Origin of the sequence: Fluviicola taffensis DSM 16823, assembly GCF_000194605.1 — a bacterium.
GTDB lineage: Bacteria > Bacteroidota > Bacteroidia > Flavobacteriales_D > Crocinitomicaceae > Fluviicola > Fluviicola taffensis.
Genome location: NC_015321.1, coordinates 3,249,882 through 3,273,553, shown reverse-complemented (window position 1 = coordinate 3,273,553; position 23,672 = coordinate 3,249,882). Strand labels below are relative to the sequence as shown.

Here is a 23,672-nt window from a genome sequence, read left to right as displayed (position 1 = left end):
AGTGCAGTCATAAAACAAAAATCGCTTTCAATAAACAAAACCTTATTGCAGCTTTGGAAACAGATACAATAACAAGTTAAAATGAACATAATTATGAAACAACTCATTCTTTTTTTAACACTATTATCAAGTATTGCTTTCGGGCAAAACCCTGCAAATGTCGAAGTGAGTGGAAACATCTTCAACACAAATGGAGACAGCATTAAAATTTCTCAATTCTACGGATCGCATTATGTGGATTATGTGAAAGGGAAATTGGACAAGAAAGGAAATTACACTTTAAAAGGTACAGTTCCTGTCTCTGATTATTATGTATTGCGGTTGGGGCAACAACATATCAATATTATTCTAAAGGAAGGTTCTTCACTTAGAATCAATGCTGATGGAAATAATATCAATGCATTTCATACCATTACAGGTTCAGATGAAAGTGTCGCTTTAAACCAGTTTGTTGGTCAAATGCAGTATTTCAATCAGAAGAAAGATTCTGCAATGAACGCCATGAAAACGACTCCTGAAAACCAAGACGCCATCAACAAGTATTACCAAGCGGAATATTTCAAGTTCACTTCATATCGTCAAAAATTTATCGCTGAAAATGCCAATTCAGCAGCACTTTTACCTGTTGTTGCAACCTTAGATCCAGATAAAGAATTAAGTATTTATGAAGCTGTTGTTGGTCAATTACTAACTTCTTTTCCGACTTCGCCAAGTGTTCAAAATGCAAAAACAAGCTTAGAGCAATTGAAAGCGCAAAAAGACAAACAAAACTTTTTAGCTTCTGGAAAACCAGCACCCGATTTCACTCAAAATGATGTCAATGGAAAACCAATATCATTGTCTGATTTAAAAGGAAAAGTTGTTTTACTTGATTTTTGGGCTTCATGGTGTGGACCTTGTAGAAAAGAAAACCCAAATGTGGTTGCTTTGTACAAAAAATACAAAGACGCTGGATTTACAGTAATGAGTGTTTCTCTGGATAAAGACAAGGCTCCTTGGCTTGCTGCCATTGAAAAAGACGGATTGATTTGGCCAAACCATGTTTCTGATTTAAAATATTGGTCGAATGAAGTGGCTAAAGCGTATCAAGTTTCTTCTATTCCATTTACCGTTTTGATTGATAAAAATGGAAATGTCATTGACACAAAATTAAGAGGTGTTGAATTAGAACAAGCTCTTAAAACCATCTTTGGATTCTAAGATGGAAATTCCAACAGGAAAGAAAATTTATTTTGCCTCGGACTTCCATTTGGGAGTTCCAGTTGGAAAAACAAGCTTGGAACGTGAGAAACGAATCATTGATTGGTTGAATTACATTGAGCAAGATGCATTTGAAATCTATCTTGTTGGCGATATCTTCGATTTCTGGTTTGAATACAAGCATGCGATCCCAAAAGGTTTTGTGCGTATTCAGGGAAAAATTGCCCAATTAGTTGATTCGGGAATTCCAGTTTATTTCTTTACAGGCAACCACGATATGTGGATGTTTGACTATTTCGAAAAGGAACTAGGTGTGAAAATCTTTCGTGAGCCCATTTCAAGGGTATTTAACGACAAAAAAATCATTATTGGACATGGAGATGGTTTAGGCCCTGGAGATTGTGGATACAAGTTTATAAAGAAGGTTTTTGCAGCAAGATGGTCTCAATGGATGTTTGCACGCCTTCATCCTAACTTTGGAATTGGTCTTGCCAATTATTTTTCGCGAAAAAGTAGAATTGCAACAGGTGATTCTGATAGTACATTTTTAGGCGAAGAAAATGAATGGCTGGTTCAATATTGCAAAGAAGAAGAACTGAAAGCACCACAAGATTATTACATTTTTGGTCACCGTCATCTTCCCATGACGATTCAGATTAATGAGCGAGCTGTTTACATCAATTTAGGTGAATGGATTAATTACAATACCTATGCGGTATTTGATGGGTTTGAGACAAAATTGTTGGAATGGAATTCCTAATTCCTAATTCCTAATTCCTAATTCCTAATTCCTAATTCCTAATTAAAAAATATTCAAAAAGTTCAAAGGGTTTAATAGTTCAATCATTCGTAATTCGTAATTCGTAATTCGTAATTCGTAATTCGTAATTCGTAATTCTAATCATTCTCCCTCCTTCGGTTTTGTTTCTTCAGGTTTCGGTTCTTTTTTCTTTTTCTCTTTCTTCTTCTTTGTAGTAGGCATTGCATCGTCTTCTTTTCCTGGAGTTGAATTTCCTCCGAAAGTTCTTATTTCTCTTCCTTGTTCATCAAAAACATGCTCTTCAACCAACACATCTTTCTTGTATATCGCACGACTTTTCACTTTTCCATCTGGGAAGTATTCTTCAAACATTCCTTCTCTCAATTCCTTTTTTGCAAGAATATTTAGTTCACTTACAATAACGATGTAATAGCTTTTTTCATATTTAAATGGCTGATTTACGCCTTTTCCAAACTTCTTCCCTTTCAAAATAGGATTATCATCTACAGATTCGCCCCTAACAGCAGTAGCAATAATTGTAGATGTTTTATTTAAACTATCCATTACTTGAGCCTTCGTTTTTTTATCATAAAACATCTGACCAAGTGCCGTAGCGACTTCTTTTGAAGGACATGAATACAAATCTGCTGTCATGTATTGAGTAGACTTCGGTGTCACCTTCTTGTAATTTTCTACCGTTTGGACTTTCCCATCGTGATAGAGTGTTTTAAACTCACCATTTCTTGAGTCCATGTCCCAGTTTTCAGTACGCAACAATTTTCCATCATCGTAGTAATAATGAAAAACACCGTGTTTTTTACCTTCTTTGTAGGTCAACTCTTCAATAATTTCGCCTTTTCTATTGTACAATAAAAACGGACCATTTAAAACTCCTTTTACATAAGTCATCTGGCTCACTTTCCCTCCTTTTGAATCGTAAGTGACCTTTAATCCGTTTAATACTCCTGCAGAAAAGTTCTCTAATTTTGCAGTATCTCCTTTGGAATTATAAGTTAATTGAGGCCCTTCAAATTGACCCAAAACATACGTTTTTTGCCAAGCTGGAATTTGAGTCGAATCGTTGTAATATGTCCATTTCCCATCTTCAACACCTTGTACATGAGAACGAATCACCATGATACATCCTGACTTGTAATACGTTGTATCTACTCCATTTGCAAATCCATCAACAAAAGTTACTCTACGTTCTAGAATTCCATTCATGTGACATGTTTCACACATACCTGAATAAGGCATCTTTTGAGAACTCGTAACCACGCGCTTTCCATCAGAACCCATTTCCAATTTCTGGTTACAATCAACTACTCCAGCAATTTTACCACATTCCCATTCCGTATATCGGGCTTTTGATCGATCAATTGATTTTTGATAACATGGAAGTGAATCCTTTCTCGCAATTCCAAAATTGGGTTGAGCTGAAGCTGCCAACGAAAACAAGCAAAAAATAGCTACTAGAAATTTCATATATTTTAGACTAAAGACTAGAGACTAAAGACCAGAGACAAGTCTTATGTCTTCTGTCTTGAGTCTATCGTCTTGTTAATAATCAATTATTGTTCCAACTTCAGAGAAAGTTTCCCTAAAGCATCTTTCATTCTTTTAGGAATTGGAATGGAGATTTTATTCACACTATCGTAGCACACCAAAACAGAGCTACCTGTTGTTTTTACTTCATTCAAAACCTTCACTTCATAGGATAAAGTAAAGCTTTTCTCGCCAATGTGCTTTAAATAAACAAAAATTTCTACAGGCTCATGCAAAAAAACTGGTTTCAAATATTCCAATTCATTTTTTCGGAGGATTACTCCTGTTTTTTTCCAATCCCATTCCACACCTAGCATTTGGCGAAAATAGTGAATCCGAGCTTCCTCGAAATAGTTGAGATAAACCGCATTATTCACGTGCTGCATCATATCGCAATCAGAAAAACGGACTTGTAGTTTGTACGAATCTAACATGACTTATTTTTTATCTAAAACACTGTACTCCGAATTGTTTGAGAGAAATTCTGGTACAATCACTTTCATCTGCTTCACAAGAGTCAGATTATCTTTTTCTCCAATTGCATCTAGCAACAGATGAATTTCAGTCATAATCTGATCGTCTAAACCACGCTCGGTAGCAATCAATATTTTCGGATGATGTGTTTCTTGAACATTCTCCTCATCATTCAATAATTCTTCATAAAGCTTTTCACCTGGTCGAAGTCCAGAATACCTAATCTCAATATCCTTCCCAAGTTCTAATCCAGATAATAGAATCATTTTTTTTGCTAAATCAACTATGCGAACTGATTTCCCCATGTCAAAAACGAAAATTTCACCGCCACTGCCCATCACTCCAGCTTCCAAAACAAGCTGACAAGCTTCTGGAATAGTCATGAAATAGCGGGTAATTCGTTCATCAGTTACCGTTATTGGTCCGCCTTGTTCGATTTGTCTTTTAAACAATGGAATAACTGATCCGTTTGAACCAAGTACATTTCCAAATCGTGTGGTGATAAATTGTGTTTGACCTTTATTTGCTGCTTGGGCAATAATTTCAGCAATACGCTTACTTGCTCCCATTACATTTGTAGGATTTACGGCTTTATCAGTCGAAATCATTACAAATTTATGCACCTGTTTCGAATTCGATAAATCGACCAAAATTTTGGTTCCTTTCACATTATTTCGAACTGCTTCAGAAGGATTTAGCTCCATCATCGGAACATGTTTATATGCAGCCGCATGGAAAACCCATGAAGGTTTGAAGGTTTCAAACAAGCAATTCATGCGTTCTTCGTTGCAAATATCTCCAACAACCACTTCAAACGGAGAAATGCCTTTCAATTGTTTTAACTCAAACTCCAAATCATACAATGCTGATTCCGCTTGATCTAATAAGACAACCAATTTAGGTTTAAATTCAAGTACTTGTCGCACAATTCCCGATCCAATCGAACCAGCTGCGCCCGTAATCAATACGACTTGATTTTCAAGCGATTCAGCCAGTTTATCTTGATTGAGAATAATCGGTGTTCTTCCCAATAAATCTTCGATATTTACTTGCGAAATTTGCTTGGAAGTAAAAGATCCGTTAATCCAACTTTTCGGACTCGGTACTTTTTTTACTTCTACACCTGCATTCAGTCCAGTTTCAATGATCCAATTTCTTCTTTCAGGCTCTAGGTTCTGAATAGCAATAATCACCTGATGAATCTTATTCTTTAGTAAAATTTCGTCCAATTTGGAAGTATGAAAAACCTCTACGCCCTCTATCCTATTTCCTGAAATTCGTTTGTTATCATCTATAAAGCCAAAAACTTTCAAATGAATGCGTACATCTTTTTCAATCATTCTTTTGGCGATTAATCCTGAAATTCCAGCGCCATAGATTAAAACAAATTGCTGTTCAGTTGTTGATTTTACAGATTCCATGTATAAAAGCTTGACTACAAATCGAGAAACAGAAAGGAAGAAAAAGCAAAAAACATATTCAATAATTAAAATAGATATAGGGAAAAGGTAATAGTGATCGAACCAATAAAACCGAACAAAACCCAATAAGATAAAAATAAATGAAGAGGTTGTCGTTGCTAAAAAAAGTCGTTTAAAATCAGAAGTGGAAGTATGTCGAACAATTCCTTTTTGAATTCCGAAAGATAAAAAGACAATAAGTCTGACTAAGAAGAAAACAATGATTGAGTATTCAACAATCTCAAGTTCTGATTTCCATTTAGAAGCATTTGCCTTGATATCAAAACGAATCAAATAAGCAATCAATAAAGAAACAGCCGAAATAAATAAATCGATTAATATGATGATCCAACGCGGAATATTCTTCTTAGGAAACATAGATTGAGTGATTCATTATTTTTTTCAATACAAATTTAAGTGAATTAACTAGGTATACAAACCTCCATTCAAAGAAATCGTTTGACCAGTCACATAGTCAGATTCATCTTTCAGCAACCAATCAATCGTATTTAATATCGTTTCAACTCCTCCCAACTTTCTTTTAGGAATCTGATTGATAATTTGTTCCTGCATTTCTGGTGAAACTTCTGTAATCATTCCTTGATCAAAATACCCAAGTGCTAACGCGTTACAAGTGATTGAAAAACTTGCCAATTCTTTCGCAATTGTTTTAGTCATTCCCAATATTCCGGCTTTACTTGCAGCATAAGCGACTGTTCCAGGAACTCCTGTTTGAGCAACAACAGAAGATATATTGATGATTCGTCCAAAATTATGTTCGCGCATACTTGGAATAAACCCTTGAGACAACAAAAAAGGGGCAGTTAGATTGACTGAAATTACCTCATTAAAGTCTGCGGAAGAAAGTTTCCAACTCATTCCATTTTTTGAAATCCCTGCATTATTGATTAATACATCTACTCTTCCGAAATTTGCTAAAATACTTGCAATTAAGTTTTTAACTTGATTTTGATCTCTCAAATCAGCTTTAAACCAAGCGTGTTCACACCTTACGTCAAACGGATCTTGTTGAAAAGTATGCAAAGCCAATTTGACATCTTGCTTTTCAAAATACTTCACCATTGCCGATCCTAATCCCCCAGTTGCTCCCGTAATCAGAATTACTTTTTTGTCCATTTATCTCGTATCATTTTTATCGTCTTCCACCAAAATGGGCCATTATTCCAGCTCAATTGCGAATATACAACATCTTCTGCGCCAAAATTCAAATTAAATCTTCGAACAGACTCCGCATTTGAACCTCCAAAATCGAATATTTTACCTTGTTCATGCGCATATTCGATTCCTGTATGAATCAATCGATACATTCCGCCCATTTTTTTTGCTTCATCAGTCGTGGTTCCTTTTAAATAAAGGATTGAAGAATCTGTTTCAAGAATCCAAATTGCTCCCAACCACTTGTTTTCTTGCATTAAATTAAACTGCCTCAATTTAGATTCGCTGTATTTTTTCACCAAAACTTCTAAAATAGAAAGTGTTTCAGGATTTATTCCATGAATTTTGTGCGCCAATTCTTGATTCAACAATTGAATCATTTTGGGAATATTTGTTTTTCTGTCTATTTGAAATCCCTTCGATTTATTCAAAGATCGTTTCGCTTGTTGGTTCAGATTCAAATTCCCTGTTTCCAATTTTTGATATATGCGCTGATTCAAACTAAATCCTCTTCCAACTTGAAGATCGGCTACTGGAAATTTACTTTTTAGCGCTGAAATGATTTCTTGTTCCGAAACTGAATTTCCAATCCACTCCATGAATCGATTGAAAAAAGGAGTTACTAAAATTTTAATTCCCCCTTTAACAACAAATGGACAAGCCATTCCCGATTTGAAATCATCGGAATACAGGATAAACCATTGTTGAGCAGTTGCATCTAAATAATTTGATTCCGAAAAAATAGAACCCTTTTGTGATGATACCAGCTCATCCCAATTCTGTTTTACTTCTTTTGTATCTGCTTTTACAAACTGCATGCGGAATAATTAACGAATTGGTACGATGATTTTGTATCTGCAACAAACGAATTCAAACATTTTAAAGAAAAATGAGTCATTCCTTTTGGATGTCCAATTACCACAAAGGTTTCCACTTGTTTGCTTTTATAGAATCGAGCCTGTTTTTTTAACAAGGAAGCATAATATCCATCCGAACTAACATGATTCCATGTTTTATTCAATAGTACTGATTTCTTCCTTCCTGGCTGAGCCAAGAATGTCCCATCTCCTATCATTTTATGATCGGTTGGATTCAATCTACCTAAAATATATAATCGCCAATAAAACAAGGGCGAAAATTCCCAAGAAGCAATTGGAACTTCTAAGAAATAACCGTTTGGCTCCGGCTTCGTAACATCTGATTGAAAGCGGTAAGGATTTCCAAAGGACTTTACTTGCTTGAAATCAAAGTGATAGTGTTCGGATTCGAACTTTCCACCAGGAAAAACAGTTGAATCGATGCGAATTCCCAATTCTTTAAAAATGCTTTCAATTTGACTAAACGGTTGAATACACCAACCTCCAGCACGATATACTGTGATTGTATTCTGTGCAATTTCACTTAAAAACCAGTGGTATTTTCTAACAATTTCCACAGCATCTTCATTTGAAAAATCCGACAGCTTATACGCCTCATTCACATTTACAATCCATTTTTCACCATCATAGTATGATTTCTCCCAATGAGGATGGATATGTAATTGAATTTCACAATTTAACCGTGCCATGCGCTCAAATTGAGTCATAATTTGATTCCAATCCTGCTTCAAATTTTCGAATTTCTCTACATTCTCATTTAACTGTATTAAAAAACCAACATCTACAAAGAAAATCATCGGAACACGAAATTTTTCTGCGATGTCCAATAGACGATTTGTCGGCTCAATCATGCATTTTTGAACGCTTCCAGTGTTTGTTCCGAAGAACAATTCGTAATCAAAAGTCAGAATTACCTGCATCTTGCGAAGATAGGCAAATTGAGAATAGACAAAGCATTTCCGATAAATGATAAAAAACTTCCGAGGAATCCCTTGTCACTACTGAGCAAATAGACACATGTCTATCCGTCAATTTAAGGTGATTTGGCAAGCTTTTTCCAAAATGTATTGTAAATTAGTACACTATAGATTCAAGACAAAAGACTGGAGACGAAAGACTTCATAAACTATGGTCTTTGGTCTATAATCTTATAGTCTATAAAAATGAAAGAAATAGAACGAAAATATTTGGTAACCGATGAAATCTTGCATGTTATTAAATACCTGCAATCGAAAAAAATAGAACAAGGATATATTTCAAATATCGATGGGAAAACGGTTCGAGTTCGAACAAAAGGAGAAAAGGGATATTTAACCATTAAAGGAAAAACCGTTGGAATTTCGAGAGATGAGTTTGAGTATGAAATTCCCTTTAGCGATGCCAAACACTTATTGACAGATTTTTGCTCCAAGGTACTTGAAAAGGAACGTTATGATATAATTATAGGCGAAAAGAAATGGGAAATCGATGTTTTCCATGGAAAACTGGAAGGATTAATTATTGCTGAAATTGAGCTGGAAAGTGAAACTGAAGAATATTCTTTACCTGATTGGATCCAAAAAGATGTAAGTGATGATCCTCAATACTACAATTCGAATTTAATAGAAAAAGAATAAAAATAGGTAGTGTTGCGATTAATCACAGCTCTACCTATTTTGACTTATTTATTTCCCCAATTCTTTCTCAATCTCACCAAAGAAATAGAAGCATGTGCTTCTTCCCCACCAATAAGGTTTATCCACATCTGTATTTGTGATTAAATCGTATTTTGTTTTTGCTTTTTCAAAGTACGTTTTCGCATTTTTAGCTCCTCCTCCAAACATTTTTGGTGTGTAAAATGTGGAAATCCCTTTTAATAAATAAATGTGGGGATTATTCTCGTTTATAGCTTTAGCCGCTTTTAGATTATCATCAAAAATTTTCCCATATTTCTGCCAACGATTTTCAGGATCAGCACCAATTCGTGCATTTGCAATCAATGCCTTCATGATTAGCACTTCATCCGCCAAAGGACATTTTCCTTCGATTTTTGCTAGTTGTTCTTCCGCATTATCAATAAGCGCATCTTTGATAGCTAATGCTGGCTCAAAATAAGACAATTGAATACACGAATACGCATAATAATAAGCAGGCATCCAACTATCTGGATACTTCTCTTTCAAACTGGCAAATTCATCCGATTTTGGTTTCCAGTCTTCTGTTGAATGCAACGAATCTAAATTGGCACAAACGGGAACCAATACCTTCATCACATCTTCTTGAGCATTTGCTTGTAGTGTAAATGCTAAAACCACGATTAATAATACATGTTTCATAATCGGTAATTATATTTCATCCTTGTTAAACTCTTTCAATGACATATTGAAGCCGAAGAATATATTGAAATAAAAAGGTGGCTTTATCTCATATCTCTGACTCCCGTCATAACTATAATTATAACCCAATACATTGTGTTGATTGGTTATATTATCCAAACTTATGTAAAAGACAGTAAAGAACTTTTTAATAGTTGTTAAATATGCTGCTGTGAAGGCTAAATTATGATAATCAGGTGAATGATCTCTCAAAAATTGACTATTCGAAGGGTTGTAATAAGGTCTTCCACTTGCATAGCTGTATGTCATTGAAAAACTCGTTTGCAATTTTGTCGAAAAGTATTTCATTACTACATTTAGATTGTGATCAGACACGTAATCCGGAGTCACTTTACTGATATAATTTTGATACAATCTTTTGGTATCGATATAACTGTATGAAATCCAATAATCAAAATTTTTGATGGACTTCTTATCTCTCCAAAAGACATCTATTCCTTGAGCATATCCAGAACCGCTGTTATCAACCATTCCATAATTAAATCTGAAAGCATTGGGATTGTAAGTAACTCCATTTTCTCGAATCAATTGGCTATAAGATTTGTAATATCCTTCCAATCGAAAAATTCGACTTTTGGCAATAATCTGATAATTAGCCATTAAATGCATTGCTTCTTGAAAATTAGGCCGATATCCTTGCATCAGATAATTTGGAGAAGCTAACTGATAAAAATACCCTGAAGCAAGTGAAATTTGACTTGTTTTACTTGTCTTGATAGCCATTGCCAAACGTGGGGAGATGTTTCCTTTTGCAATTAGTTTTGAATACTCTACACGAACTCCAGGTTTAATTGCAAAATTTCGAAAAGGAATAATATCTGCTTCGACATAACCTGCACTAAGCATTTCAGCAAATTGACCAGTCAATGTATCGTATAATTGTCGGTACTGAAAATGCTGTAATTCACTCCCAATAACCATTTTAAATCTGTTTCCTGGAGAATAAACCAATTCAGCTCTTCCTTGAACTCGCTTGTCATTTCTAGTAGAAACAATACTGTCCCAGTTAATGTCATCATCATTATTACTCAATGAAAAACCAACATAGTACATCCATTTATCCGAAATAAAGTTCTTAAATGTGGTATTAACATAAGTATTTTGATTCTTCAATCCGAAACGCATGTTAGTTCCTGCAACTGCTGGATTAGGAATCTCTAGCCCAGAACTATTATACGTCTGATTGAAAGTCATTTTAAACATTCCTCTGGTGGAAGTCTTTGCTACATAACGTCCTGAAAAACCAAATCCTTGTGGAGCTTCGTAAAATTTTATGTTTGCTTTTGAGAGCCATAAGAAAGGCGTCAGATTTGAATAATTCCCTGTAAACTCAACAGCACTATTTTCCATCAATTTTGAGCCACCAAAATTAATTCCACCAAAACTTGCACCAATATTGATATTTGTTTGATCAGGTAAATCCAATGTTGACAAATCTAACACCGAAGATAAAGCTTGACCATAACGAGCGGTATAACCACCCGTACTAAAAGCGGTTCCTTTAAACTGAAAGGGGCTAAAACGTGTTCGTTGTCCCACACCAGGAACAGAACTTCCAAATGCATTCTGAGCAATTAAACCATCAATGATGAATGAAGTTTCACTCACATCTCCACCACGAACCATTAATCCAGTTTGGTCGCCACCGTTTCTCTGAACACCAGGAAGGGTTTGGATTGCACCAGCAATATCACCTTGTCCTCCAGCAGTAGTTACAATATCCAAAGGATCTAAAATTGCCACTGAACGGTCATTTGATGCAGACATCGTTCCAGCTGAAATAACCACTTCTTCGATTGCTCTGGATTGTTGAACTTTTATAGTTTGAACAATCGGTTTTCCAGTAAGATTAACCTCGATTGATTGTTCTGCTATCTCGTCACCTTTAACAACTAGCAGTTGCTTTCCCGTTGATTTAGTTGTTAATTTGAAAGCACCTTTCTCATCAGTTTGCGCACCATCTGTTGTTCCTTTCACAAAAATAGTTGCCATAAAAACTGGCTTACCACTTTGATTTAAAACGACTCCCTCAATGGTTGTTTGCGCCTTCAAAAAAAGCGGAACAAAACAAATAAGTATTAGTAGACACTTCATAATAAAACAATTACGTGACGAAATTAGATGGAAAAAATAAATGATTCACATTAAAATCGGTGAATTGTAAACTATAATCGGTCAAATGAAACTTAAAGCTTTTCGCTGTCCAAATCGGTTTTTTGCGTATCAAAGACACTAGAGCCTACTTTAACAACGAACCAATCTAAGAACATATCAAGTGTTGGTTTCGGAAATTCATCTTCAGAATCAACAACAGCCATACATTCATTTTTGAAAATCTTTTTAAAATGTGACTCAATCAACGGTTCGTATTCGAAAAAATCTTCTTCAATCAAGTACAAATCCCCTTCCAAATCGTCCGATTCGTCAAAGTCAAAATCTGCATCGTGTTCTTTCGCCCAATCACAAAATGCTTGTTTTGGCTCTACGTAAATGTATCCTCTGTTTACTACTTTCATTTCTTTATTGATATTAGGACGTTACGATTTTAGGACATTAAGACTTGGATTTTAGTCCTATAGTCCTGATATCTTAATATCCTAGTGTCCTGTTAATTCTATTAATTCACCTTCTTTAATTACAGACCAACGGGTTTTCTTTTTTCCTGGAATTTCGAGCATATAGATCCAATTTTGATCTTTTTCCTTTTCATTGAGAATCGGAAGTAACTTATCGGATGGAATGGGGTATTTTGATTCTATGTAAATCAAATGATTCGCTCCAACTAAAAACAAGGAGTTTCTATTTTGTTTTTTGAATTGAGATCCAACTTGATAAGATAAACATTTTGGTCCGTAACAATCTATCCAATTGAAAAAGGCGTTTTTGGTTCTTAAACTATCTTTAAATTCATAATGAAGCGCAACAATACTATCCTTATTACCCAATAAATACCACTTTTCTAATTTCGAAGGTCCGAAACGATCTGGGAACAATAAACTATCTAGTTTGTGCCACGAAGCATCTTTATAAATCGAATCGAATGCCACTAAGAAGAAAGCCGTCTTAGGTTTATCATCTTGGGTTTTCACCTCTTCTTTTTTATCATCAACATCGTTGAACTTATCTGAAGTATGGGAAATATCATCCAAACTGACTGTCTCAGTTGGCGTTTCAGAACAAGAAGCAATAATAACAACGGAGGCAATTATACAAAATGAAGTGACTAATAATCTCATAGTTTTTTTAGTTGCTCAATGGTAAAATCTAGTTGTTCTTGTGAAAGATCCAAATGTGTTACAAAACGAATCATTCCTGGTCCAAATGCGGAAACCTTTACTCCAACTTCTGCTAATTTTTGTATGTAAAAATCCCGTTTTGATTCTTCTTTCAAAATTACAACTAATATATTTGTTTCGACTCCTAAAGTACTCTCAATCCAACTACATTTTAAACAAGTATCTTCCAGCTGCTTCGCTTTCGAATGATCTTCTGATAAACGAATCACATTATTTTTCAAAGCATATAAACCTGCTGCAGCTAAGAAACCAGCTTGACGCATTCCTCCGCCCATTACTTTTCGAACTCTTCTAGCTTGATGGATGAAGTCTTTTGTTCCAAGTAGCAAGGAACCCACCGGCGCTCCGAGTCCTTTGGAAAGACAAATGGAAATAGAATCAAATTGAGAAGCATATTGTTTGATATCTATTCCATTTACAGCTAAAGCATTGAAAATACGCGCGCCATCTAAATGAAGAGGAATATTTTTGGACTTTGCTAATTGAGCAATTGCCTGTATTTCTTTAAAGTCATAAACAGCTCCTCCACCTCTATTCGCAGTATCTTCAAGGGAAATCAATTGTGTCACTGGAAAATGAATATCATCAGGCATTATCCATTTTTCAATTTCCGAAGCCTTTAATCTTCCTCTATTTCCTTGTAAAAGTCTAACAGAAGCTCCCGAATTTTTAGCAATTCCACCACCTTCGTATTTGTAGACATGACTTTCCTCGTGGCAAATAACTTCACCACCTGGTTTCACATGAATATTAATCGCTATTTGATTCGTTTGGGTTCCACTAGCACAAAACAGCGCTGCTTCCATCCCAAAAAGTTGGGCCACATAATCTTGCAATTCGTTGACAGTTGGATCTTCTCCATACACATCATCTCCAACCGAAGCTTGAAACATTGCTTCGAGCATTTCTTTGGAAGGTTTAGTTACTGTATCCGAGCGAAAATCAACAAAATCCGAATTCATCTTTTTTTTAAACAAACTTAGGGTAATTCCTTCTAAAAATAAGTAGAAAAAAAATCAGTTTTAAAAATTCTTGAAACGGTCTGAAATTGAAACGAGACATCCTAGATTGAATGCCTCGCTGTTTTTAATAAAACTGTGAGTGGTTATACTTTTTAGATTGTTATTGGTTTGTGGGGAAATCTTACAATTTCAGAAATTCCACTCGGCGGTTATTGGCTTTTCCAACCGATGTTGCATTGGAATCTGTTGGTTCGTTCTCTCCTTTCCCGTCTGTTTCCATCCTGGAGGCTTCGATTTTAAATTCACTGATCAGGGCTTGCTTTACCGCTAGTGCACGTTTTTTTGACAATTCTGCATTGAAAGACTCTTCCCCGTCAGAATCTGTATGTCCTACTATTTTCACACGCACTGCAGGATTTTCGCTTAGCGCAGTTGCAATCTCTTTCAACACTCCATAAGATTCCGGCTTTAGCTGATCCGAATTAGATGCAAACAAAATTCCTTTTGTCACCAATTTTCCTTCTGTAATCAGTTTACTTCGGGTATCCTGTCCTCCTTCCGCATATCTTACGTTAGAAATTAGAAACAGATCCTTATCATCCGCAGTAGCAAAATTCATATAATGCGATCCGATTTTAAACGCGTTGTACTTTCGCGTCGGACTAAACGCTCTAGGAAGGTCGATGATCTTCAAGCCATCTGCATAAACGCGCAAACGTGTTTTTTGTCTCCAAATAGAAAAATGGACTTTTGCGGGCATATTCCCGTCATCAGGGCACTTTAATGGCGGAACGATCAATCCCTCATTTTTAGTCATTTCTTCTCCACCTTCATAAATGACATACCCTGCATTTTCAAGGCAACCAGACCAGGTAAACTGGAAACTTCCCTGTGTCAGGTACTTTTCTGACAAATCTCTATTGGGATTATCGGAACTGTAAATATCGAAACCGTAAGCCAGAATATTGGAACTCTTATACCTTGTCAGAACATCGAATTCAATGGTGAAATTTTCAGGCATATTGGAAATAAAATCAGGTTGCAAATAACCATCTGCTGTGAGCATCAGCCAGCGCTGCTCGTTTTGATCTATCCTGACAACTTCGGCGGAGCTGTTGGTATTCCATTCGAGCGGAAAATCGCCCACCGGAACTCCAGTAAAGTCATCATAGCCCAATACCTTCTCACCAGAAACAAAATCGAACTTCGAATAGACTTTGAACTCCGGATTGTCAGCGCTTTTGGATGTGGGTTTCGTATTCGAAGCTGCTCCTCCCTCCCGATTCGTTTCTGATTTCCCTTCAGAAGAAACGGGTGTCTCCGATTGTGAATCCTTTTCTTTTTTTTGCTTCTTCCCGTCCTTGATCCCGTTTTCGATTTCTTCTTCGGTTTTGTCGAGTGTTTTATCAATTCCTTGTTCCACTCTGTTTTCTGCTCGCTGCTTGATTTTTTCTTTTGTTTTAGCAGCTTGTCTTTCCAGCAGTGTTTCCTGACCGAATACCATTGTAGAACAGAACAAACCAATCAATACCATTGTTTTCTTCATATAAATCCTTAGTTAAAATTTTTAATTCAGCTAAAAATGGTCGGATATCGCCGACCATTTTCTTCCTAATAGAGGAGCGGAAATTATTCTATCATTAATTTCAACTGTCTATTTGCTCCGTTTTTGGTTGTGATTGTGAGAAAATATACTCCTGAATTAAACTCGGAAAGTCCAGTAATAAGTATTGTTCCATCATTTGAAACTGCATATTCTAAATTCACTGATTTTCCAGATAAAGATTGTAACTTCAAATCATTCACTTCATTCAAATCACTTGAAGACTCAATAGTAAGCTGATCAGCAGCAGGATTTGGAAAAGCAGTCAAATCAACCAAGAAACTTTCTTCCAAACCTACTGGTTGTGTGTTCTGATTGCAAACCGTGTAAATTTCTTCTCCGGTTGCTCCGTTATTATCACCACGCACCAACAAGCAGCTATTCACCAAATGAAGCGGTTGAAAAGCATTCGCATCAAATGTGGCAGATGTCAGTAAAACATTCTGATTGTTCAATCCGGTAGTTCGGTAAACCCCATAATTCGTATTATTAGCGTCAACGTTTGCGGTATAATACAAATAATTCGTTGTTGCCAGCAGATTCAAAGGGTGTGAAGTGTATGGTGCCGGTGCAGCGGGCAATGAAGAAGTTCCTGCTGCAGTTCCATCGGAATACCAAATGGATGGAAATCCCTGTCCATTAAGACCATCATTCGCTGCAAAAAAGAGTTTCCCTTTAAAAATTACGAACGGATCGTCTGGTGAAATAACCGGTCCGCCACTACCAGCAGGTTTCACAGCCACTGTTCCTGCGTTCGTTCCATTGGATTTGTACAAGGTGTAATTTTCGTTTGGGTAAAACGCTGTGAAATAAAGCAATCCGTTGTATTCGATCATATTTGACGGAGAACCACTACCTGCAGCCAAGTCTTTCACCAATACGGTTCCTGCTTCCGTGCCATCTGTTTTCCACAACTCTCTTCCATCCACCGGACGATGAGCTGAAAAATAAACGGCATTATTGTAGGTGCAAAAGTAAGCTGGATTACTTCCATATTGCGCAACTATTGCCTCGGAAGTATCAATATTTGCTACCATGTTCGTTCCGGCTTCTGTTCCATCCGACTTCCACAATTCTGCACCATTGACCGGATCTGCCGCACCGAAATAAATAAAACCGTTTAATTCTGCAAAGTACTGTTTAGTGACAGAAAACAAAAGTGAAGTCTCTGTTCCAGGATTGATATCCTTAACCAAGTAAGTGCCTGCAGTTGTTCCATCTGTTCGCCACAACTCAAAACCGGCCACGTCATCACTTCCATAAAAGTAAAGAACATTGTTCATCGTAATGGTCATTGGATAGGTTACCAAAAAACTACCTGGTTGATTGAATGATAAAACTAATTCACCAGCACCAATACTTCCATTAGTTTTGTAGATTCCAAGCGATTCTCCATTGTAAATATCACCAGCAACATACAAAAGGTTGTTCCCTAAAAAGCCAAGGAGCATCGTTACATACATATTACTTCCTCCTTCTAAAACCACCGTATTCCCTGAAGTTCCATCTGTTTTGTATAAGCGACTGGTAATTCCATCCGGATTTGCAATAAAATAGAGTTCATTATTTCTCTGAAAAGCATTATCAAAAACTGGTTCACTTCCATCAAGACCTGGACGTAAATCCGTCATTAGAATTTGTGCGTTGATATTGGATAAATTTCCCAACAAAATTAAGCCTAGGACTATTACTTTCTTCATACATTCAATTTCTTACAAAATTGAGAAGTTATTCAAAAGCTATCTTTAGGGAAATCACCAAAAAGGCTATTAGGGAAAACCCTAATCCTGCCAGAAACCTAACAAAATGGCATTTTTCACTAAGCCAGTTACGTTTTTCACATCAAATTTAACGAATAAGGTAGCCCTATAATGTTCCACTGTCTTTTCCGACAAGAACAACAGCGCTGCTATTTCTTTGGTAGACAATTCTTCCAGGATTGCTTTTAACACTTCCTTTTCGCGGATTGAGAGCTGAATATCAGGAGAAATTTGTGTTTTAAAAAGGACTTTTTGACTCTCTACACTTAATGCTTGACCGTCGGAAAGAACGCTTTTGATTACTGAGACTAATTGACTTCCACTTTCGGATTTTACCACATAGCCATTTGCTCCGGCATTCATAACGGAATGAATACTCGCACTATCGCCCAGACTGGATAAGGCAATGATTTTCAGTTCAGCGTATTTATTTCTGATATCGGGAATAAAAGATCTTGCATCGTCAGCTCCAAATTTGACATCTTGAATAAGTACTTGAATTTGTTCCTGCTGCAAAATCCGAAGAACATCTGTTTTTGTTCTCGCTTGGTGAATTTGAGCAATCCATTCTTCTTCGACAAGCAAATTAGCTAAGCCTTGTAAAATCAAGTCGTGGTCATCGGCAATGAGTATCCCTATTTTTGACATTCCGAAATTTACTTAAAGAAATTCAGAAATCGGAATTGTAAATCGAAAAATAGAACCTTTTTCCAGAGAAGACTCTATAAAAAGAGCAGAATGGATGGATTGTAATCGTTCTTCTAATGATTGAATTCCCTGCCCCGTTCTTGTCAAGTTCTTATCGAAGCCAATTCCATTATCTTCTACCATAAAAAGCAAATAGTTTCCCTCTTGTAAAACAGTTACATTGATTTCAGTTGCTTTGGCATGTTTAACAGCGTTTTGAATCAATTCCTGAAGGATTCTAAACACCACCTTTCCCGGACTTGATTTACTTAATTCGATGTTTAGATTATTAAAAATTAAAATGGGGCACGATGGAGTAGCCGTTTCTTTACAAAACAACTCCAATGCTCCATTCCATCCATTTTCTGACATAGAAATGGGCATCAGGTTATGCGCCATTCTTCTGGCATCTTCTTGTACTGTTCGCAATTGGTCCAAAACAGGCTGAAAAGAATTCATTCCCTTTGTGTCTTGTTCCAGTTTTAACTGAATTCCTACAAGAGCAGATTGAATGCCATCGTGAATTTCGTGCGAAAGACGTTTGCGCTCGTATTCTTCTCCTTCCACAAGAGCATTATATACAGCTAGTTCCCGCTCTCGTTCCTTCTCTTTTAATTTGGATTTTTGGCGACGAATTAAGACAATAATCAAAAATGTGATCACCACTAGAACAAGAGTTAGCCAAGCTACTAATTGATTTCGTTGCACCAATTGCAATTCATTCTTAGCCAAGGCCTTTTCTTTCTTCTCTGTTTCGTATTTAATCAATAGCTCATTGATTGATTTTCGATTATCACTTGAGGTCGATTTTCTGTAAATCTCATGAGCTCTTTTCATGAGTTGAAAAGCTCTTTCATGCTGACCAATTTTTGAATATGAAAGTGCCAAGTTCTTATAAATAGAATATTCTGTGTTTTGATTGTGCAATACTTTTGCAATACTTAAAGCTGTTTCTCCAGCTTGAAGAGCTTGTTTGTAATTTTCTGTTGCATTGTAAACGGTAAGAAGTCCAATATTTGCGAGCATTATATAATTAGACTGTCTGAATTGGGAAGCTATACTCAAAGAAACAGTATAGTATTGCTCCGCTTGTTGGTATTCCTTTATTTCGAGATAATATTCTCCCAAGCTATAATTGCCAATAATTAATCCAAGTGGTTGTTGGTATTTTTGGGATAATCGAATACTTTCAAATGCATGTGATTTAGCACTTTTCAATTTCTTCATTTTTACCTCAGACACCGCCAAAATAGCTTCTATTGAAGGTCTGTAGACCGTATCATTCAATTCTTTGGCTTCTGTGAATGCCTCATTTGCATACTTGTAGGCACTTTTATAATCTGTGAGACTAAAAAATGTATTTGCAATGTTATTCTTAATATAAGCAGCTTGCAGTTTGTCTCCATGAAGCTCCAATAATTCCAAAGACAACTTATAATAGTGTATTGCTTGCTCATAGTCTTGCCTAAGAGCCACAATAGAACCCAAGAGATTATAAAATTTAGCGCAATTCTTTTCTTTGGGGCCAACCAATTTCAATCCTGATTTAGCAACTTTTTCTGCAGCTTCAAATTGTCCTGTTTGAACTAAAAACCTTGCTTCTAAATAAGAACAGCTTTCCTTCCATGCTAGAGTTTGTTCTTTTGATTGACTGAGTTTTTTTGCTTTACTGAGTATTCCAACACTTCTACCTGGATGAATCAAGGCATCTTGATAGTAAGCTGCTAACTGCAAAGAATCTTTGCGAAATGATCCAAACAAACATGAGCTTGTTATCAAAAAGAAGAAGAGAATTCTGATTTGAGTCATAGTGATAAATATGTAAAAATAAAAAAACCATCTCTCCGTATAAGCGAAAAGATGGCTTATATCTTAAATAAAAGATTTTACGAGCGATTAACGCTTGTGGAAACCTTCGTCAGAGACTGTCAATTTTTTACGACCTTTATTACGACGTGCAGCTAATACTTTACGTCCGTTCTTAGTTGCCATGCGGCTACGGAATCCGTTATATCTACATTTTTTCTACACGAATGTTCTGTTCCAATTGGCTATTCTTAATTCTAAGAATATATATACCGCTGCATAATGAATCCATTGCTACGTTCAATTTTTCCTCCCCGAAGAATGTTTGTTTGGTCAATTCTTTGCCATTCACATCGAATACAATTACTTCGGTTTGATCAATTTTGGATGGTAAATGAATTGTTAAAATGTCATTTACTGGATTGGGGTAATAATCTAAATCTAGATTTGAGAAATTGTCCAATCCTAGAGAATTAATTGAATAGCAATTGGAGGTATCCATACACACACCGTCATTAATTATTACAGCATAACTTCCATTATTAACAGGTTCGTAATTTTGATAAGTTGCTCCTGGGACTAATTGAAAACCTTCACAATCCATCCATTGATAATCAATTGCATTACCCAAATTGGCGCTCAATTGAACTGAAGATAAGTAGCTAACTGCTATATCGACAATATGACTCTGTAAATGCAAAATAATGATAGAATCACAACCAAATTGCCCCATTATTGTTTGAGAATAATCGCCAGGTGTTTTAATGTATGACCCAAAGAATTCGATGGAATCATTTATGCACAAATTTGAATATAACTCAGTATTCTGTATTGGATGTACCGTTAAAAAAGTCTGATAAACAGTATCTATAGCATAACTAGATATGGTATCTGCGAAATTACCAGTTACATCATAAAAATTTCCATGAAAAAGGAAAGAAGATCCCTCACAAATCGAAGCGGTTGTATCAATAATTACGGCAGGTTTGTAATAAATATTTATAGCAGGTGGTGTAATTATCGGAGGATTATTATCAAAGAAAATATTGGCAATGTTACGAATCGTATCACCGACATAAGCATCCGTTTGAGCATAGATTTTATATTGTACAAAACCCTTACTGTTTTCTTCATCTGTGGTTGAATCTGGCAAATAAATATTAGGAAATTCAAATTTTAGTTCATTATTAAAACAACTAAGATTTACATAATGAGACGAACTCATCAACTGGAATGTTGATAGATCTAAAAAATGAGTAAGTGTATCAATTATTGTCACATTTGTAGCACTTGCATTACCAGTATTCTGAAAATGAACGGTATAAATAAATTCTCTTTCTTTCACTTCTGTCCGATTCGTTATTCCTTCACCAATAGGCGTAACAACCTTAATATTAGGATCATAAGCTGCAAAAACAATGTTCTGTTGAATTAAATCATTGTTTAAGGTATCAATGTCTCCAAATTCACCTTTGCAAAACAGATATGAATTAATCTGATCACCTATATAATTAACATTTGGAATAATCGGCAAATGCATTACTCGAGTTTCAGAAGACATTGGTTGCATATTCATAAATAAATACATTGCTGTGTCTCCATTCATCCCGATGTATTCAGGAATCTGAGTATCATAATAAAGAGCGGGATGATCGATATACAATCCAACTGTTATATTGTCTATGGAGTCTCCAAAATTCGCAACTTTGAAACTAGAAATCGAATAAGATTCACTTAATAAAACATTCCCTATTACAAAACTCTGGAGCCCCGGATTATGATGAAATTGATGAATCGTATCTCCAATAAATAACGAATCATAAACCAAGCCTGAGTTTAGGATTGAAATTGGTGGATTATTACAGAACTCTCCAATACCGATTGAATTACTTAAATTTTGTTCTATTGAATATACACCTGGAGGAACAAGAATTTCGAAATTACCCAAGGAATCCGTAACACTAAAATTTCCTATAGGATGAGCAAAAACGGTGATATCCTTCATTCCATTCTCATAAATATCGATGTTACAATTGAAATTGGTATCTAGATAGATTTTTCCAGAAATTACTGAACAACTATCATATAATATAGGAACTGTACTCGAAATTAAACTACAACGATTGAAATCATCAAAAATATAATATTCATAAAGTCCAGCATCCAACGAATCCTGCACTGTGATTTGAGAACTATTCAACAATCCGGAATCCCAATAAAAATGAATGTTTCCTGGATACTGAGACACATCATATTCAATATATCCATCAAGCATATTGATACAATGCTCCGGACCAATTTCGACTGAAAGACTATCCATCAAAATTTCTTCATTAGCGCCAATATGGATTGTATCATATTCCAAGCAATTATAACTATGGAAGTATTCAAGAATATAGGTTCCAGTATCAGAAATCGTTAAATTGCTTGAATATCCAAGATCAACACCTAAATTACTTTGTTCGCGCCAAATGAAACTCCCAATCGAATAAGCTCCACCAACCGAACTATAAGTAGGAGTCAAATCTACATCCCTATTACAATACAATATAGTATCCGAAGGCATATCAAAATTATAATAACGCGGTATTATTTTCATAGAATCTCTTGAAATACAATTCCCTACCCCAGTTTGCACTACGAGTATTGAAGTATCCATTGGTGTATCAAAAGTTACATTTTGGCTGGTGGAAGGCAACTCATTTCCATTAAGAATCCACTTATACGGTTGAACCCCATGTTGTGCGGATATATTTACTGTAGATTCGCCACAGCTTATGGTTTCATTCTCACTTAAATAAACATTTCCATAGGATGTGCAATTAGGGTCATACAATTTTAGATCATCAAAGGCATATGTTGCATGTGAATTATTTGCAGGAATAGTATTAAATGCTATTGAATCATTTTCATGAAAGTTTCCGATAATTAAATAACGCTGTCCATTACCAATAATATCTGTATTTACATTGTGGTTAGCTAATGAAATAATAGAATCCCTTGGAGTTTCGTAAAAAGGTGTCAATAATAGTGGTTGTCCACTAACATAGTCTGGAATTGAATCTGTCAAGGCAAATCCTATTCGATCCAATTGCAAATTGATATTGTTTGGTGCAACGTTGGGGTAAGTGGAATTATATGTATTGAAGTCTGCTTGAAAATTATATTGCTTACCAACTTCCAAAGGTCTGGTTAACTCAATAAGTATATAACTCCTATAAGCAACCCCGATATTATTCTTTTTGTATACATTAATATACATATATCCTTTACTTATATTCATTGCTTGCCAAACAGATGATTCATTTTTCCAATACATTGGGTAATCCCAATACAAATTAGAAATGTTCACCGATGGTATTCCATGAGGTTTCAAATTTGAGCTAAAATTATCTGACCAATTCCAGTTACTAAAATATGAATAAAAATAGGTGCTCTCGTTACTACATGTACTTCCAGTGTTAAAATGTCCATTTGGAATAAAATTCAAAGGACCTCTTGCTGAAATTGGACTCAACTGGCATGTATTGCTTTCCATTGTATGGTCATATATCTGAGACAGTCCAACGAAAAAATTTGTCAGGAAAATTATAGAAAGGAGTATGTATTTCATGGTAATTAGGAATTGTTTGTCAAAACTAATAAACAAAATCAGATAATTCCAAACCTAATCAAACAAAAAAACCACCT

General features: G+C 35.6%; 19 protein-coding genes and 1 pseudogene. 3 read left to right on the top strand and 17 right to left on the bottom strand.

Annotated elements, in window-relative coordinates; translation table 11 throughout:
- Positions 1 to 93 precede the first annotated feature (93 nt).
- Entirely contained in the window at positions 94 to 1,200 is a 1,107-nt protein-coding gene (locus tag FLUTA_RS21865; protein ID WP_245545447.1) for a TlpA family protein disulfide reductase, read from the top strand.
- A 1-nt stretch (position 1,201) separates the two neighbouring features.
- The gene (locus FLUTA_RS14245) at positions 1,202 to 1,960 is read left to right on the top strand and encodes a UDP-2,3-diacylglucosamine diphosphatase (RefSeq protein WP_013687591.1); all 759 of its coding nucleotides are present in this window, start codon (positions 1,202 to 1,204) and stop codon (positions 1,958 to 1,960) included.
- Between the two features lie 141 nt (positions 1,961 to 2,101).
- On the opposite strand, the gene FLUTA_RS14240 is transcribed toward FLUTA_RS14245, so the two are convergent.
- The 6 genes from FLUTA_RS14240 to FLUTA_RS14215 form a co-directional block, all read right to left on the bottom strand.
- A complete protein-coding gene (locus FLUTA_RS14240; protein ID WP_013687590.1) occupies positions 2,102 to 3,445 on the bottom strand; it encodes a toxin-antitoxin system YwqK family antitoxin in 1,344 nt (447 codons plus the stop codon).
- An 86-nt stretch (positions 3,446 to 3,531) separates the two neighbouring features.
- Positions 3,532 to 3,939: an acyl-CoA thioesterase gene (locus FLUTA_RS14235; RefSeq protein WP_013687589.1), complete on the bottom strand. Its 408-nt coding sequence runs from the start codon at positions 3,937 to 3,939 to the stop codon at positions 3,532 to 3,534.
- A 3-nt stretch (positions 3,940 to 3,942) separates the two neighbouring features.
- Positions 3,943 to 5,817, bottom strand: a complete 1,875-nt coding sequence (locus tag FLUTA_RS14230; RefSeq protein WP_013687588.1) for a polysaccharide biosynthesis protein — start codon at positions 5,815 to 5,817, stop codon at positions 3,943 to 3,945.
- A 48-nt stretch (positions 5,818 to 5,865) separates the two neighbouring features.
- Positions 5,866 to 6,576, bottom strand: coding sequence for an SDR family NAD(P)-dependent oxidoreductase (locus tag FLUTA_RS14225; protein WP_013687587.1), 711 nt, complete (start codon positions 6,574 to 6,576; stop codon positions 5,866 to 5,868).
- On the bottom strand, positions 6,561 to 7,433 hold the full coding sequence (locus FLUTA_RS14220; protein WP_013687586.1) for a hypothetical protein: 873 nt from the start codon (positions 7,431 to 7,433) through the stop codon (positions 6,561 to 6,563). Before FLUTA_RS14220 ends, FLUTA_RS14225 begins: the two co-directional genes overlap by 16 nt.
- Positions 7,421 to 8,413 carry a polysaccharide deacetylase family protein gene (locus FLUTA_RS14215; protein WP_013687585.1) on the bottom strand — a complete coding sequence of 331 codons (993 nt, stop codon included), beginning with the start codon at positions 8,411 to 8,413 and terminating at the stop codon, positions 7,421 to 7,423. The genes FLUTA_RS14220 and FLUTA_RS14215 overlap by 13 nt, the downstream gene beginning before the upstream one ends.
- 243 nt (positions 8,414 to 8,656) lie before the next feature.
- On the opposite strand from FLUTA_RS14215, the gene FLUTA_RS14210 reads away from it, so the two are divergent.
- Positions 8,657 to 9,109 carry a CYTH domain-containing protein gene (locus FLUTA_RS14210; protein WP_013687584.1) on the top strand — a complete coding sequence of 151 codons (453 nt, stop codon included), beginning with the start codon at positions 8,657 to 8,659 and terminating at the stop codon, positions 9,107 to 9,109.
- 48 nt (positions 9,110 to 9,157) lie between these two features.
- On the opposite strand, the gene FLUTA_RS20915 is transcribed toward FLUTA_RS14210, so the two are convergent.
- From FLUTA_RS20915 to FLUTA_RS14160, 11 genes and pseudogenes are all read right to left on the bottom strand, one after another.
- Positions 9,158 to 9,808, bottom strand: coding sequence for a hypothetical protein (locus FLUTA_RS20915; protein ID WP_013687583.1), 651 nt, complete (start codon positions 9,806 to 9,808; stop codon positions 9,158 to 9,160).
- A gap of 9 nt (positions 9,809 to 9,817) precedes the next feature.
- Positions 9,818 to 11,962 carry a TonB-dependent receptor gene (locus tag FLUTA_RS14200; protein ID WP_013687582.1) on the bottom strand — a complete coding sequence of 715 codons (2,145 nt, stop codon included), beginning with the start codon at positions 11,960 to 11,962 and terminating at the stop codon, positions 9,818 to 9,820.
- A 92-nt stretch (positions 11,963 to 12,054) separates the two neighbouring features.
- Entirely contained in the window at positions 12,055 to 12,384 is a 330-nt protein-coding gene (locus FLUTA_RS14195; RefSeq protein WP_013687581.1) for a hypothetical protein, read from the bottom strand.
- Positions 12,385 to 12,465: 81 nt separating this feature from the next.
- Positions 12,466 to 13,104 (bottom strand): hypothetical protein, encoded by a 639-nt coding sequence (locus FLUTA_RS14190; protein WP_013687580.1) that lies wholly within the window; start codon positions 13,102 to 13,104, stop codon positions 12,466 to 12,468.
- Positions 13,101 to 14,126: a low-specificity L-threonine aldolase gene (gene ltaE / locus FLUTA_RS14185; RefSeq protein ID WP_013687579.1), complete on the bottom strand. Its 1,026-nt coding sequence runs from the start codon at positions 14,124 to 14,126 to the stop codon at positions 13,101 to 13,103. Before ltaE ends, FLUTA_RS14190 begins: the two co-directional genes overlap by 4 nt.
- A 181-nt stretch (positions 14,127 to 14,307) precedes the next feature.
- Positions 14,308 to 15,672: an OmpA family protein gene (locus FLUTA_RS14180; RefSeq protein WP_013687578.1), complete on the bottom strand. Its 1,365-nt coding sequence runs from the start codon at positions 15,670 to 15,672 to the stop codon at positions 14,308 to 14,310.
- A gap of 83 nt (positions 15,673 to 15,755) precedes the next feature.
- The gene (locus FLUTA_RS20910) at positions 15,756 to 17,429 is read right to left on the bottom strand and encodes a T9SS type A sorting domain-containing protein (RefSeq protein ID WP_013687577.1); all 1,674 of its coding nucleotides are present in this window, start codon (positions 17,427 to 17,429) and stop codon (positions 15,756 to 15,758) included.
- Between the two features lie 81 nt (positions 17,430 to 17,510).
- Positions 17,511 to 18,137 (bottom strand): response regulator, encoded by a 627-nt coding sequence (locus FLUTA_RS14170; protein ID WP_013687576.1) that lies wholly within the window; start codon positions 18,135 to 18,137, stop codon positions 17,511 to 17,513.
- A 12-nt stretch (positions 18,138 to 18,149) separates the two neighbouring features.
- A complete protein-coding gene (locus FLUTA_RS14165; protein ID WP_013687575.1) occupies positions 18,150 to 19,985 on the bottom strand; it encodes a tetratricopeptide repeat-containing sensor histidine kinase in 1,836 nt (611 codons plus the stop codon).
- Positions 19,986 to 20,072: 87 nt separating this feature from the next.
- Positions 20,073 to 20,186, bottom strand: a pseudogene (gene rpmH / locus FLUTA_RS21195) (50S ribosomal protein L34); the annotation flags it as partial.
- Positions 20,187 to 20,190: 4 nt separating this feature from the next.
- Positions 20,191 to 23,595 carry a T9SS type A sorting domain-containing protein gene (locus FLUTA_RS14160; RefSeq protein ID WP_013687574.1) on the bottom strand — a complete coding sequence of 1,135 codons (3,405 nt, stop codon included), beginning with the start codon at positions 23,593 to 23,595 and terminating at the stop codon, positions 20,191 to 20,193.
- Positions 23,596 to 23,672: the final 77 nt, after the last annotated feature.